Below are 14,288 nucleotides of genomic sequence, written 5' to 3'. Positions count from 1 at the left end.
GTAGCGTGTGTGCATGCAGCTCTCACCGCCAGGACTCCAGCCCACGGCGACTCAGGCGCGTGCTCTCGCGCCGGATGCGGCTCGAGGTTTCGCCCTCCTCTTCATCGCGATCGCGAACCTCACCGTGTACCTGTACGGCAGGGAACAGGGCATCCTGTTCCGCCCGCTGGACCCCGGCGTCGGCGACCGCATCGCCGATGTCCTCGGTGCGCTCTTCATCGACAACCGCAGCTTCCCTCTCTTCTCGCTGCTGTTCGCGTACGGCTTACATCAGCTCGTCACCCGCGAGGAGCGCAGGGGCACGCCGTGGCCGGTGGTGCGCGGGCTCCTCGCGAAGCGCAACACGTGGCTGTTCGTGTTCGGTGCACTCCACGGGCTCCTCCTCTTCATGGGCGACATCATGCACACGTACGCCCTCGCAGGCTTCGTCCTCATCCTGCTGATGCGCTCACCGAGCTGGGTACTCTGGCTCGTCTTCGGCATCACCGCCCCGCTCGCCATCGCGTTCGGCAGCGGCGACGGGGCTGCGGCGTCCGGGCTCAGCGAGATGGAGACGGGGGCTGTCGTCCAGATGCCGTCGGTCCTGAGCGAGACGTTCCTGGATGCGCAGGCCGCGCGGGTGGGCGAGTTCCTGCCGTTCCTGGCGTTCGCGCCGCTCACGGTGCTCGGAGTCCTCCCACCCATGATGCTCGGCCTCATCATGGCGAGGCACAAGCTCCTCGAACGCCCGTGGGAGCACGCTCGCACCGTGCGCCTCATCGCGACGGCCGGCGTCGCGGCGGCCGTCATCGGCGGGATCCCGTTCGCCCTGGGGCTCGCGTTCGGCTTCGAGCCTGGCCCGGTGTGGTTCCTGGCCGGGTCGCTGCACTCCGCCACCGGCATCCTGGCCGGGGCCGGCTACGCGGCGCTCTTCGCCCTCATCGTCGCCCGCAGCCAGCAGGCCGGGACAGCGCCCGGCCCCATCGTCGGGGCACTGACCGCCCTCGGGCGCCGCTCCATGTCCGGCTACCTGGCACAGTCCGTCATCTTCCTGCTGCTCATGCCCGCCTGGTCGCTCGGTCTGGGCGGCACGGTCGGCACCGGTGGCGCGTTCCTCATCGGGGCCGGCGCGTGGCTCGTGACGCTCCTCGGCGCCGTCCTGCTCGAGCGGGCAGGCAAGCCGGGACCGGCCGAGTGGGCCATCCGCAGACTCAGCTACGGCAAGCCTCCCGCGAGCGCCGCACAGTCCCCGCACAGCTGACGCCAGCCGCGGTCGTACGATGAGCCGCATGCAGACGAAGAGGCTCTACCGCGAAGGAAAGCGAGTCGAAGGTGAGCATTCGCTGACGGCCCTCGCCGAGCACCGAGCATCCGCGAGCTGCACCGCCTGGGTCGACCTGACGCTCGACGAGGAGGGTGCCCTCGACGAGCTGGCGACGCTCCTCGATCTGCACCAGCTCGCGGTCGAGGACGCACGGTCCCACCTCGAGCGGCCTCGGCTCGCCAGATTCGACTCGCACCTCCTGCTGACGCTCTCGGCGTCGGAGTGCGACGAGGAGGGCACCGTCGAGATCTCGCGGCTGACGGCCTTCATCCTGCCAGGCATCCTCATCACCGTGCACGAGGATCGCTTCCCCATCGACGCGGTCGCGAAGCGGCTCGACGACAACGAGGAGCTCTCCACCTACGGGGTCCCATGGCTCGTGTGGGCGCTGCTCGACATCGTCGTCGACAGCCACACCGACTCGGTCGAGCGGCTCGACGAGGTCATCGAGGCGCTCAGCGACGGCCTCTTCAGCGAACGGCCCGACACCAGCGAGGTGCAGCGGCGCGCATTCACCCTGCGCCGCAGCGTCTCCAAGCTGCGCCACGCGACGCTCCCCCTCAAGGAGGTCATCACCCTCCTCATCCACCAGGGAGAGGAGAAGGTGGCGCCGGAGCTGCACCCCTACTTCGCCGACGTCGGAGACCATGCTGGCCTTGCCGCCGACTGGTCGGAGACACTCGCCGACCACATCTCGACGGCCATCGAGACCAGCATCGCCCTGCAGGGCAACAAGATGAACGAGATCATGAAGAAGGTCACGGGCTGGGCGGCGATCATCGCCGTCCCGACAGCCATCACGGGCTTCTTCGGCATGAACGTCGACTTCCCCGGCCACGACCAGGTCGAGGGCCTCATCGCGTCCATCACCCTCGTCATCGGCTCCTCCGTCGTGCTCTACATCGTGTTCAAGAGGCGCGACTGGCTGTAAGCGCGACTGCGAGCAGACAGACCTGTGGGGTGTGCATCCGGTTCTCGCGAAACGGATGCACACCCCACAGGTCTGCGTGCGCGGGCCGCCCCAGCCGACCGCGCCGAGCGGCCTAGGCGGTCGCGCGCTCCTGGTCGATGACCTGCGCGCTCTTCGCGTCACGGGAGTGGTCGGTCGAGCCGTGCACGTCCTCGTTCATGGTCGCCTCGTCGAAGGGGGCGCCTCCGCTGAGCACGAGGTCGACGCGCTGCTTGTCGATCTCCTTCGTCCACGTTCCGACGAGCACCGTCGCGACGGCGTTGCCCGTGAAGTTCGTGAGGGCACGGGCCTCCGACATGAAGCGGTCGATGCCGACGATCACGCCGACGCCATCCACGAGGTCGGGGCGGTGAGCCTGCAGGCCGCCGGCGAGCGTCGCGAGGCCAGCACCGGTCACACCGGCGGCGCCCTTCGAGGCGATCATCATGAAGACCAGCAGCGACACCTGCTCGCCGATCGAGAGCGGCGTGCCCATCGCGCTGGCGATGAACAGCGACGCCATCGTCAGGTAGATGGCCGTGCCGTCCAGGTTGAAGGAGTAACCGGTCGGGATCGTGATGCCGGCGACCGACTTCGAGACGCCCACGTGCTCCATCTTCGCGATGAGGCGGGGCAGCGCGACCTCGCTCGACGACGTCGACACGATGAGGAGGTACTCGCGGCCGAGGAACTTCATGAGCTTGAAGATGTTGACGCGGGCCACGAGCCACAGCAGCGAGCCGAGCACCACGACGATGAACAGCGCGCACGTGATGTAGAAGGCGATCATGAGCGTGCCGAGCGCGATGACCGCGTCGATGCCCGTCGCCCCCACGACCGCGGCGATGGCACCGAACGCGCCGACCGGGGCGACCCACATGATCATGCCGAGCACGCGGAACACGAGCGCCTGGATCTGCGCGATCGCGTCGATGATGGGCGCCGCCTTTGTGCCCATCTTCTGCAGGCCGAAGCCGAGCAGCAGCGCCACGAACAGCACCTGCAGGATGCTGCCGTCCGTCAGCGATGAGAACAGCGACGTCGGGATGATGCCGAGGAGGAAGTCGGCCGTTCCCTCGCTCTTCGCCGCATCCGCCTCGTACGACGCGCTGGCGATGTTGAGGCCCTCACCCGGGTGGATGAAGTTGCCGACGACCATGCCGATGCCGAGGGCGAAGGTCGACATCGTGATGAAGTAGAGGAGCGCGAGCCCACCCACCTTGCCGACCGTCGCGGCCTTCGCGATGGAGCCGACGCCGAGCACGATCGTGCAGAAGATGATCGGGGCGATCATCATCTTGATGAGGGCGACGAACGCCTCCCCGACGGGCTTGAGCGCCTTCCCGAACTCCGGGAGGACGAGACCGACCGTGATGCCCGCGAGCACCGCGATGATGACGGCGATGTAGAGCCAGTGCGTCTTGTCGATGCCGCGCTTGCGCGGAGCCTTCTGGTCCTGAGATGTGAGCGCCATTGCTGTCTTCTCTCCTTTGAGATCCGACGCGAGCTGCGTCGGGAACGATGGATCGAGCATCCGCTCCCCCACATGACCGCCGCGACTTGCGTTCATACTGTTCTCACCGCCGGCGGTGCAGTGCAGCGCCGGGAGAAGCGACGACCGTGAGGAGGAGCGCCATGCGATTCGCAAGCTGGAGCGTCGCGACGCGCCTCTTCGTGCTGCAGTTCGTCGCCATCCTCGTGCTCACCGGCATCGGCGTGGCGATCGTGTGGGCGGATGCCAGACGCGAAGCCGAAGACGACGCCGCGCTGCGCAGCCTCGCCGTCGCCGAGACCATCGCCCACGACCCGTTCGTCGTGGAGCAGCTCGAGACCGCCGCCCCGAGCAGCACCCTGCAGCCCTACGCGATCTCCATCTCCGACTCCACCGGGGTCGACTTCATCACGATCATGGACACGGACGGGGTGCGCATCACGCACCGCAACCCCGAGGAGATCGGCCGCCCGTTCCAGGGCAACATCGACGCTGCACTCGCCGGCTCCACCTTCACGGAGACCTACACGGGCACCCTCGGCCCCTCGGTGCGCGCCGTCGCCCCCATCTGGGACGACGGCGAGGTCGTCGCCCTCGTCTCTGCGGGCGTCACCGTGTCGAACGCGCACGTCGCGACCGGGTCCCGCATCGCGCTCATCCTCTGGTCCGCGCTCGGCGCGCTGCTCATCGGCGGGGCTGGCGCCTGGGCGCTCAGCCGCTACCTTCGCCGCGTGACCGACAATCGCGGCCCGGAGGACCTCGCGCGGATGTTCGCCTACTACGAGGGGGTGCTGCGCTCCATCGACGAGGGCCTGGTGCTCATCGACACGAAGGGCAGGATCGCGCTCACGAACGTGAAGGCCGCCGAGTACCTCGGCCTGCCGCCCTTCGACGAGCACGCCGCGCCGGTCCCGGTGCGCGACCTGGAGGCACCCGAGATCCTCCGCGAGGTGATGCTGCGCGGCGAGGCCGTCGTCGACGAGATCGTGGTGACGGAGCGCCACGTGCTCGTCGTGAACGGCGAGGCGGTCGTGACGCGCGGCCCCGGCCACGACGCTCCCCGGTTCGCGGGCACCGTCGTCACGCTGCGCGACCATTCCCGCATCGAGGAGCTGAGCGGCGAGCTCGAGACCTCCCAGACCCTCGCCGCGGCGCTCCGCTCGCAGGCGCACGAGTTCGCGAATCGACTCCACACCATCATCGCCCTCATCGAGCTCGGGCAGCCGGAGGAGGCGATGCGCCTCGCCAGCTCGACCCTCGGAGTCAGCCAGGAGCTGGCCGACCGCCTCGTGCGCGCCGTCGAGGACCCGGTGCTCGTCGCCCTGCTCCTCGGCAAGTCGGCGCAGGCCGACGAGATGGACGTGCGCTTCGAGCTGCACCTGCCGGAGCGGGTCCCCGCGAGCGCCTCGGCTCGCGACCTCATCACGATCGTCGGCAACCTCGTCGACAACGCGCTCGAGGCGGCCCGGACGACGCCCTCCCCCGCCGTGCGGGTGCTCGTCGAGGAACTCGACGGGGAGGTGCTCATCGAGGTGAGCGACAGCGGAGAGGGACCCGACCCGGACTTCCTCAGCCGCATCTTCGACTTCGGCGTCTCCGGCAAGCCCGGCAAGGGCCGAGGCGTCGGGCTCGCGCTCGTCCGCCAGGCCGTGCGCAGGTCCGGGGGAAGCATCGACGTCGAGGGGTCCGCGTTCACGGTCTGCCTGCCGCTGCGCGAGCAGCCGGAGGCCCGAGCAGAGGACACGGTGACCGAGACCGGGCACGGCGTGCCGCGCATCCACGTGCCCGCGGGCCCACGAGGCGCCACCTCGCGCAGTGCAGGAGCGTCGGATGACCGCTGACGAACGCTCGCCGCGAGACCTGCATGTGCTCGTCGTCGACGACGAGCCCATGACCGCACGAGCGCACGCCTCCTACGTCGACCGGCTCGCCGGCTTCACGACGGTCGGCGTCGTCGGCACGGCGTCCGCCGCGATCCTCGCCGTCCGAGCGTCGGGCCACGGCGACGCTGCTCGCATCGACGTCGTGCTCCTCGACATCAACATGCCGGATGCGACCGGCATCGACGTCGCCCGCAAGCTTCGGGCCGAGGGGCACGACGTCGACATCATCGCGGTCACCGCCGTCCGCGAGGCCGCGACGGTCAAGCAGGCGGTGTCGCTCGGCATCGCCCACTACCTGCTGAAGCCCTTCACCTTCCAGACCTTCGCGGAGAAGCTCGAGGCGCTCCGCGAATACCGTGCCGGCCTCTTCGACCACGTCGTCTCGAGCCAGGACGAGGTCGACCAGACCCTCGCGGCCCTCCGGCACGCCGCACCGCAGTCGAGCCTCCCCAAGGGGCTGACCAGCGAGACCCTTACGGGCGTCATCGCCGCCCTCCGCGGCCTCGACGCCGGCAGCGGCATCTCCGCCAAGGAGCTCTCCGAGCAGCTCGCCCTCTCCCGGGTCACTGCCCGCCGCTACCTGGAGCACCTCGTCGACACGGCAGCCGCCGAGCGCACCCCGAGGTACGGCACGCCCGGTCGACCGGAACTCGAGTACCGGCTCTCTTGAGCCGGAACAGGCTCCGTCACCTTTCGGACAGCCGGGAGGAGTAATCTCCGGAAAATGATCACCGTCGGCATGAGCACCTCCTGCACGTTCCCGAAGTCTGTCGAGACCTCGTTCCAGATAGCTCGCGACGCGGGTTTCGACGGTATGGAGATCATGATCTCGACGGACCAGACGTCACGAAGCGTGGATGCGCTGAAGCGGCTCATCGACAAGTACCAGCTCCCCGTGCTGGCCGTGCACGCACCCGTGCTGCTCTTCACGCAGTTCGTGTGGGGCCGCGACCAGCGCACGAAGCTCCAGCGCTCCGCCGAGCTCGCCCGCGACATCGGCGCCTCCACGGTTGTCGTGCACCCGCCGTTCCGGTGGCAATCGGGATACGCGGAGAACTTCCTCGGCATCGTCCGCGAGATCAACGAGGACACCGGCACCGAGATCGCCGTCGAGAACATGTTCCCGTGGAAGGTGTCCGGCCGGGCGCTGCAGGCCTACAAGCCGGGCATCGACCCGGTCGACATGGACTGCGACGCCATCACGCTCGACTTCTCGCACGCCGCGCTCTCCGGCCGCGACTCCCTGCAGATGGCGAAGGCGGCCGGCGACCGGCTGCGGCACATCCACCTCTGCGACGGACAGGCGCCCGAGGCGAACGACAAGCTCTTCGACGAGCACCTCGCGCCCGGCGAGGGCGGGCAGCCCGTGGCCGAGACCCTCCAGTACCTCGCGTCGATCGGCTGGTCTGGCCACGTGGTCGCCGAGGTGAACACGCGCAAGGCGAAGAACGAGCCGGACCGCCTGCGCATGCTGCGCGAGACGGTCGCGTTCGCGCACGAGCACCTGCAGCTCGGCCGCCCCGTCGCCGACACCGTCTAGGCCCGGTCGCCTCCCGCACTCGGTTCTCGGGATGGCTTGCACGACTTCGGATGGCTTGCGGGCCATCCCGAGGCGAGAAAGCCATCCAGAAGCCTGCAGTGGTGAGGCGAGGCCGGGCCGGCCGAGCCGGGGCTACACGGTGACGGGCTCGCGTCGGCTCGCCGTGAGTCCAGCCACGAGCGACGGCTTCGAGCGCCGCCTGCGGCCGATGACCAGGCTGGCGGCCCCGAAGGCGACGGCGGCGATGACGAGCATGCCGACAGCGGCCATGACGACTCCGGATGCGGTGCCGCCCGAGTAGGCGAGCTGCAGCCCAGCGGCGAGGTGCGTGCCGGGGAGCAGCCCCGACAGCATCTCGACGAAGGGCGACTTCAGCTCGAGCGGCACGAGACCGCGCATGGCGAGCACCTGGATGCTCAGCAGGCCCATGGATGCCACGGCCGCGGCACGCCTGCCCCAGAGCGTCGTGAAGAGCAGGTGCACCCCGATGAGGGCGAGCGCGCAGAGCGCTCCCAGTCCGAGCGTCGCGAACGCGGCCGTGACGGGAACCCCCACGAAGCCGTGGGCGATGACCATGACGGCGAAGAGCACCGCGCCGAGCGGCAGGAGCATGCGCCTGGTCGCGTCGAGCAGGATGCGCCCGTTCGAGGCCATGGAGGCGTAGGCCTCGGTCGGCACGAGGCGCCGCATGAGCGTGGTCGCGAGGGCCGTGAGCCAGAGGGCGAGCGGCAGGATGAGGGTGGTGAGGATCTCGCCGAAGCTCACTTCGTGCTGCATGGTCTGGTTCGCCTGCACGGGGTTGGCAACCACTTCGGCGAGCGCGTCGGGGTCGCCGACGGCGTTCTCGGCCTGTGCGGCGCCGTCGCTCAGGCCCGTCGAGAGCTGGCTTGCGCCGGAGGTGAGCTCTCCGACGCCGTCCTGGATGGGCGCGACGCCGTCGACGAGCAGCTGCTGCCCGTCGCGGAGCTGCCCGAGCCCGGTCGCGAGCGCGCCGGCACCCGTCTCGAGCTGGGCGCCGCCGCTCACGAGCTGGGACGCGCCGCTCTCGAGTTCGTCGCCTGCCGTCGCAAGGTCGGAGGCTCCCGTCGTGAGGCTGCTTGAGCTGGCGGAGAGCTGCGTGGCCCCGGCGTTGAGCTGGTCGATGCCGTCGGCGAGCTGGACGAGGCGGACACCGAGCGTGGGCAGATCGGATGCGCCCTCGGTCACGGCCGTGAGCTCGCCCGTCGCGCTGTCGAGGGTCTCGACGAGGCCGTCGACGCCACCGGTCGTGCCGACGAGGCCCTTCAGCTGCGTCTCGCACTCGGTCTTGAGGGTCGGGTCGGCGAGCGCGGCGCACCAGGCGACGAGACCGTCTGTGGAGTCGTTCAGGGCGACGAGCGCTGGCCTGATCTGCTCCTGGTAGGTCGCAGTGCCTTGTGTGACGGCGCTCGAATATCCCTTGAGCTGCGTGCCGGCGTCCTGCAGCTGCTGGCCGCCTTCGCGGAGCCCTGGCGCCTGCACGGCGAGCTCGCCGACACCGGCCGCGAGCTGGTCGGCGCCGCTCGTGTACTGCGTGACGCCCGCCGAGAGCTGGTCGACGCCCGTCGTGTACTGGCTGATGCCGCTCGAGAGCTCGCCGACTCCGGACACGTAGGTGGTCACACCGGTGGAGAGCTCGCCTGCGCCGTCGGCGCTCTGCACGAGCCCGGTCGCGAGCTCGTCCTGCCCGTCGGCGAACTGGGAGAGCCCGGAGCCGAGCTGCGTGCCGCCGTCGGCGAGCTGCGAGGCGCCGTCTGCCGCGTCGCGCAGCGAGGTCGCCGTCTGACCGATGCCATCGAAGAGCTGCACGGCGACCATCTCGGTCACCTGCGTGCCGAACTGGGCGGTGAGGGCGTCTGCGAGTCCGTTGGCGATTGCCGGGGAGAGGTAGTCGTGCGACTCGTCGGTGGTCACGTCGATCGTGGCCGGCTGCGCGCCATCATCGGCGATGCCCGTGATGCGCGCGGAGAAGTCCTCCGGGATGGTGACGACGACATACGCGGAACCGTCTTCCAGCGCTGCCTTGGCCGTGTCCGCGTTGGCGAGCTGCCAGTCGAAGCCCGTCGCGGTGTCGGGATCGGTGAGGGCGCTGACGACGAGGCGTCCGGCGATGACGGTCGTCTCCGTGCCGTCTGGCGCCGTCTGGGTCTGCAGCTGGTCGTTGTTGACGATCATCGCGGGGATCGCCGAGGTGCGTGCCTCCGCGCCGGCGAGGCCGGCGAAGTAGGCGCCCGCGACGACGAGCGGCACGAGGATGGCGACGAGCAGGTTGCGCAGGCGCCTCTGGCGCAGGGCCCCGCGGTCGGCCGTGACGGCGTGGAGGACGGCGGCGCTCATGCGAGTGCTCCCTTGTGCGTGCTGGTTGCTGCTTGGGTGGATGCTGGGGTGCCGGTGGGTGCGCTCGGCTGCGCATCGAGGCGGATGCGCCCGGCGGGGCGGCGGACCTCTCCGAGGATGGCGGCGGCGTCGAGTCCGCTGGGGAGCCCGAGCACGATCGTCGTCTCCGGCGCGGCGAGCGAGCTGGCGGCGGCGAGCACGGCGGCCGCCAGGCGCGTCGTGACGTCCGGTTCTGCTCCGGGCCCGAGGTCGAGGACAAGCACTTCCGGGCCCTCGGCGAGCGCGATGCGGGCGAGCGCGACTCCTCTGGATGCTGGCCGCAGCTCGCCGAGGCTCGTCTCGGCGCTGACGCGCGGCGAGCCGTCGCGCAGGCGGGCTGTGGCGGCCGAGATCTCGGCCACTCCCTGGTCGATGAGTCCCGACGGCACGGCTCCCCCGGCGGCGCCGCGCCCGAGGCGGAGGCGCTCCTCGATGAGCGCCCCGACGGTGAGCTCCGCGGATCTGGCGTCGAGCGTCGACGCGTCGACGACGGCGACGCGCTGCATGAGCGCGCTCTCGTCTCCGGGAGTGAGGTGCCCGTGGGCGTGGGCGTGCCCGCTCACGGGGGCGATGCGTCCGGCGAGCGTCGCGGCGAGCAGCCGCCGTTCGGCGAGCTGTCCTTCGACGAGCAGCACGCCGCCGCGCTCGATGCCGCCCGTGACGGGGCGTGTCGCCGCCGAGTCGGCACCGGCGATGAGCGCGTCCATGGCGATGCCGTCTGGCTGGTCCCGCATCCATTCCGCGTTCTGCCGGTAGTGGCGAAGGTGCTCGCCCTCCACGTCGAGGTCGGGGAGGATGCGCTCGAGCCAGGCGGGCAGGGCCCACGCCCGCTTGCCGAGCATCGCCATGATGGCGGGAACGAGTGTCATGCGCACGAGGAACGCGTCGAAGAAGATCCCGGCCGCGAGGCCGAGGGCGATGGCTTTGATGACGCCGGCTCCCTCTGGCACGAAGGCGGCGAACACGAAGAACATGATGAGTGCGGCAGCCGTGACGACGCGCGCGCCGTTCGCGAAGCCGGTCTCGACCGCCTCCTTGGCGTTCCCGCCGCGAACGTAGGCCTCGCGCATCCCGGAGACGAGGAAGACCTCGTAGTCCATGGCCAGCCCGAAGATGATGGCCATGAGCAGGATGGGCATGAAGCTGATGATGGGGCCGGGCACGACGTGCAGGGCGTCGGCGAACCACCCCCACTGGAAGATCGCGACGACCACTCCGAAGGCGGCGAAGACGCTCAGCAGGAAGCTCAGCGCCGCCTTGAGGGGAACGAGGATCGACCGGAACACCATCATAAGCAGGAAGAAGCTGAGCCCGACGACGACAGCCGCGAACGGCAGGAGCGCCTGGTTGAGGCGATCGGAGATGTCGAGCGCGATGGCGGTCGCACCGGTCACCGAGGTCTTCATGCCCGTCTCGGCTTCGAGCTCGTCGCCGAGGTCGCGGATCTCGCCGACGACCCTCAGCGTCTCGTCGTCGTCCGGTCCGGTCGAGGGGACGACCTGGATGATCGCGGAGTCGACGGTCAGGTTCGGCAGCGGGTCGCCGACGGTGTCGATGCCGTCGACCTGCGCGACGCGGTCGGCGATGAGCTGCAGGTCGTCGAGCAGTGTGTCGTTGTCGCCCTGCGTGATGTCGACCATCACGATGAGCGGCCCGTTGGCCCCCGGCCCGAAGTGCTCGGAGACGAGGTCGTAGCCGATGTGCGCGACGCTGTCCTCCGGCTCGGAGGCGCCGGAGGGCAGTGCGAGCTTGAGGTCGAGGGCGGGGATGGCGAGCGTGCCGAGGATGGCGACGACCGCGAGCGCGAAGGCGAGCGGCGCCCGCATGACGAGTCGCACCCACCTTCTGCCCATGGTGGGCTTCGCGTTCGCGCCGGTCTCGCGGCGGAAGGCGCGCGACCCGGCCTTGGGCCGCATCCGCTCACCGGCGAAGCCGAGGAGGGCTGGCACGAGGGTGATGACGGCGGCCATCGCCGCGAACACCGCGGCGGCGGCGGCGACGCCCATGACGCTCAGGAACGGGATGCCGACGATCACCAGGCCGAGCAGGGCGATCATGACGGTCACGCCGGCGAAGACGACGGCGTTGCCCGCGGTGCCGACGGCCGTGGCCGTGGACTCCTCCGGGTCCATGCCGGTGGCGAGCTGCGTGCGGTGGCGGGAGACGACGAAGAGCGCGTAGTCGATGCCGACGGCGAGGCCGATCATGACCGCGAGCAGCGGGGTGGCGCTGGAGACGACCACGAACTTCGCGGCGAAGAGGATCCCGCCCATCGTCACACCGACCCCGACGATCGCGGAGGCGAGCGGGAGACCTGCGGCGAGCACCGACCCGAAGGCGACGAACAGCACGATGGCCGCGAACACCACGCCGATGACCTCGGTCGGGGTGAGGCCGTACTCGAGGTTCTGGAAGATCTGACCGTCGAAGCCGACCTGCAGGCCGGACCCCTCGAGCGAGGTGCCGATCTCGGTGACCTCGTCGATCGTCGCCTCGCTGATGTCCTCGCTGGTGCCGTCGAACTGCACGCGGATGATGCCGGCTTCGGCATCGTCGGAGATCGCGTCGGTCGCGAACTCGGAGAAGGGCGACAGCGCCTGGCTGACTCCGTCGAGCTCGCCGAGCCGGTCCGCCGCATCGTCGATGGCGCCGCGGTACGGCTCATCCTCGACGGAGTCACCCGTCGGCGTGACGACGACGACGCTCGCGCTCGCGCCTGCGGCCTCGGGGAACACCTCGCCGAGCCGGTCGAGCGCCGCCTGCGACTGGGTGCCTGGGATCGCGAACGACTCCTTCAGCGCCCCTCCGGCAGCGACGCCGACGCCGAGCAGCACGGCGAGCAGCAGGATCCAGGCGGACAGGACGCGCCACGGGTGGCGGTAGGAGCCGCGGGCGATTCGGAAGAGGAGGAGGGCCATGGGTTCTTTGCCTGACTGTCGTCGGTCGACTACCGGCGCGTGGCCGAGATGAAGGTGAGGGCGGCGACGAGCTCGTCGCGTGTCGGCTCCGGCTTGTTGGCCTCGCCTGGGATGTTCTCGTTGGCGAGGCAGTAGGCGACTCCCGCGAGGCCGATGGCGATGCGCAGGGCGCGGTCCGGGTCGTCGTCCGAGAGGGCGACGACGAGCCGCTCGATGATGGGGTCGACTCGGGTGGCGATGAACTCGCCGGCCCCGGTGCTGCGGTGGTTCACGAACATGTGCACGGCGAGGCGGTGCTGCAGCAGGAAGTCGACGAAGGGGCCGACGAGGCGCTCCTCCTCCGTGCCGATGTCGAGGTGCTGCAGCGAGTCGACGAGCTCCTCGAACGCGCCGAGGGCCTCGAGCACTGCCTGCTCGAAGAGCCCCTGCTTCGAACCGAAGTGGTAGAGGAGGTTGGCCTTCGTGTACCCGGCCTTGCTCGCGATCTCCTGCAGTGAGGCCCCTTCGTAGCCGTGCGCGGCGAACTCGACGAGTGCGGCTTGCTTGAGGAGGTCGGTCGGGTGCTTGCGCTGCCCTGCGTGGGGCGCTTCGGCCTGGGCCTTCTCGGCTGGGGGGATCTCGGTCACCCGTGGAGTCTATTGACCGAACGGTCAGACTTCAACCGATCGGTCAGGAAACGTGGGGTGGCGCTTCACGGCACTCTCCAAGATGCAGACAGACGGCACCGCTAACCTGACCACGTCCACCAGAACGTCGGCGCGATCACAACGACGCGACCCCCGGCACAAGCAGGGAGCGGAAGCCATGCGCAAATTCCTCACCAACGGAGCGATCCTGTCCTCGATCTTCGGTATCGTCGGCGTCTTCCGACAGACCTCGATGGAGACCAAGCGCTGGCGCGCGGTGCTCGTCTGGCTCGCCTGGGGCATCTCGACGGCCCTCGCCATCAGCGCCGTCATGGACGACGCCAACCAGCGAAAGCTCGAGCTCGACTAACAATCCCGGCAGCGTGCGGCGTGTCTCTCGACTCGCCGCACGAACGCCGCGAGACTAGTGCCGTCTCATTTCGGGCGCAGATGACCTGTACCCGGAAGAAGAGCCCATATTCCCGGTGCAGAAAGGGGACTCCGTGTTCGGTTGGTTCCGCAAGCGGCGACACCCCGAGGGTGACGCCACGTCGACGACAGACTCGACACAGCCCACCCCCCAGCAGGGAGCCCCCACTCCCCCCGTTTTCCCCCAGCAGCCGATGAGCGCGATTCCTGCGCCGATCCCTGCAGTCTCGGCACCGTCAGCCCGCCCGGCCATGCCGCTCGGAGGCCACCCGAACTTCTCGGGGCTCGAGCGTCCCGGCAGCGAGCTGGAGCCGCCGCGCCTGCTCGAGCCGAGCGCCATCATGAGCGACGAGGCACGCGAAGAGCTCACGCTCCTCCTCGACGACATGTTCGGGGCAGAGGGCCGCTACCGGCTCGAGTGGCGCCCAGACCGCGAGCCAGGCGACGACGCCATGTTCTCCGAGATCATGGTCGCCGACCTCGTTCGGCGCATCCAGAACACGCTCGGAACGGTTGCCGCACTCGAAGCCGGCGACGCGGCTCCGGCCCGACTGACGCCCGTGAGCGAGCAGGAACGTCAGCGCGCCATCGAGACGTTTCTGAAGCCAGAGGAGTCGCTCGAGGACCTCGTCGAGACGGTCACTCCTCGCCCCGCCGACATCGCCGCTCGGGCAGCAATGTCCGCAGAGCGGAAGATCGCCTGAGTCTTCATCGGCTGAGTCGTCACCGACTCTCCAGCTGAGCTGCACAACGA

General features: G+C 69.7%; 11 protein-coding genes. 7 read left to right on the top strand and 4 right to left on the bottom strand.

Going from position 1 to position 14,288, the window contains the following annotated elements; translation table 11 throughout:
* Positions 1–13: 13 nt before the first annotated feature.
* Together C5E06_RS04170 and C5E06_RS04165 are read left to right on the top strand one after the other, a co-directional pair.
* Positions 14–1,240: a DUF418 domain-containing protein gene (locus C5E06_RS04170; RefSeq protein ID WP_104306082.1), complete on the top strand. Its 1,227-nt coding sequence runs from the start codon at positions 14–16 to the stop codon at positions 1,238–1,240.
* 28 nt (positions 1,241–1,268) lie between these two features.
* On the top strand, positions 1,269–2,234 hold the full coding sequence (locus C5E06_RS04165; protein WP_181062888.1) for a magnesium transporter CorA family protein: 966 nt from the start codon (positions 1,269–1,271) through the stop codon (positions 2,232–2,234).
* 112 nt (positions 2,235–2,346) lie between these two features.
* On the opposite strand, the gene C5E06_RS04160 is transcribed toward C5E06_RS04165, so the two are convergent.
* Entirely contained in the window at positions 2,347–3,726 is a 1,380-nt protein-coding gene (locus tag C5E06_RS04160; RefSeq protein ID WP_104240417.1) for a cation:dicarboxylate symporter family transporter, read from the bottom strand.
* Positions 3,727–3,887: 161 nt separating this feature from the next.
* Here C5E06_RS04160 and C5E06_RS04155 point away from each other — a divergent pair, with 161 nt between their 5' ends.
* From C5E06_RS04155 to C5E06_RS04145, 3 genes are read left to right on the top strand one after another with little or no spacing between them, the layout of a single operon-like run.
* Complete coding sequence (locus C5E06_RS04155; RefSeq protein WP_181062887.1) at positions 3,888–5,585, top strand: sensor histidine kinase; 1,698 nt, start codon at positions 3,888–3,890, stop codon at positions 5,583–5,585.
* Positions 5,575–6,297, top strand: coding sequence for a response regulator (locus C5E06_RS04150; protein ID WP_104306079.1), 723 nt, complete (start codon positions 5,575–5,577; stop codon positions 6,295–6,297). Before C5E06_RS04155 ends, C5E06_RS04150 begins: the two co-directional genes overlap by 11 nt.
* A gap of 54 nt (positions 6,298–6,351) precedes the next feature.
* Complete coding sequence (locus tag C5E06_RS04145; RefSeq protein ID WP_104306078.1) at positions 6,352–7,167, top strand: sugar phosphate isomerase/epimerase; 816 nt, start codon at positions 6,352–6,354, stop codon at positions 7,165–7,167.
* A gap of 132 nt (positions 7,168–7,299) precedes the next feature.
* Here C5E06_RS04145 and C5E06_RS04140 read toward each other — a convergent pair whose 3' ends face one another.
* The 3 genes from C5E06_RS04140 to C5E06_RS04130 are packed head-to-tail and all read right to left on the bottom strand — an operon-like array spanning position 7,300 to position 13,105.
* Complete coding sequence (locus tag C5E06_RS04140) at positions 7,300–9,522, bottom strand: YhgE/Pip domain-containing protein (protein ID WP_104306077.1); 2,223 nt, start codon at positions 9,520–9,522, stop codon at positions 7,300–7,302.
* On the bottom strand, positions 9,519–12,479 hold the full coding sequence (locus C5E06_RS04135; RefSeq protein WP_104306076.1) for an MMPL family transporter: 2,961 nt from the start codon (positions 12,477–12,479) through the stop codon (positions 9,519–9,521). Before C5E06_RS04135 ends, C5E06_RS04140 begins: the two co-directional genes overlap by 4 nt.
* A 29-nt stretch (positions 12,480–12,508) precedes the next feature.
* On the bottom strand, positions 12,509–13,105 hold the full coding sequence (locus C5E06_RS04130; RefSeq protein ID WP_104240411.1) for a TetR/AcrR family transcriptional regulator: 597 nt from the start codon (positions 13,103–13,105) through the stop codon (positions 12,509–12,511).
* Positions 13,106–13,283: 178 nt separating this feature from the next.
* Between C5E06_RS04130 and C5E06_RS04125 the strand changes: the two genes are divergently transcribed.
* Both C5E06_RS04125 and C5E06_RS04120 read left to right on the top strand, forming a co-directional pair.
* Entirely contained in the window at positions 13,284–13,475 is a 192-nt protein-coding gene (locus C5E06_RS04125) for a hypothetical protein (protein ID WP_104240410.1), read from the top strand.
* 253 nt (positions 13,476–13,728) lie between these two features.
* Positions 13,729–14,238, top strand: a complete 510-nt coding sequence (locus tag C5E06_RS04120) for a hypothetical protein (RefSeq protein ID WP_104330602.1) — start codon at positions 13,729–13,731, stop codon at positions 14,236–14,238.
* Positions 14,239–14,288 lie beyond the last annotated feature (50 nt).

Source organism: Pseudoclavibacter sp. RFBI5 (assembly GCF_002931395.1).
Classification (GTDB): Bacteria; Actinomycetota; Actinomycetes; order Actinomycetales; family Microbacteriaceae; genus Pseudoclavibacter.
This window is presented reverse-complemented; position numbering and strand designations above follow the sequence as displayed.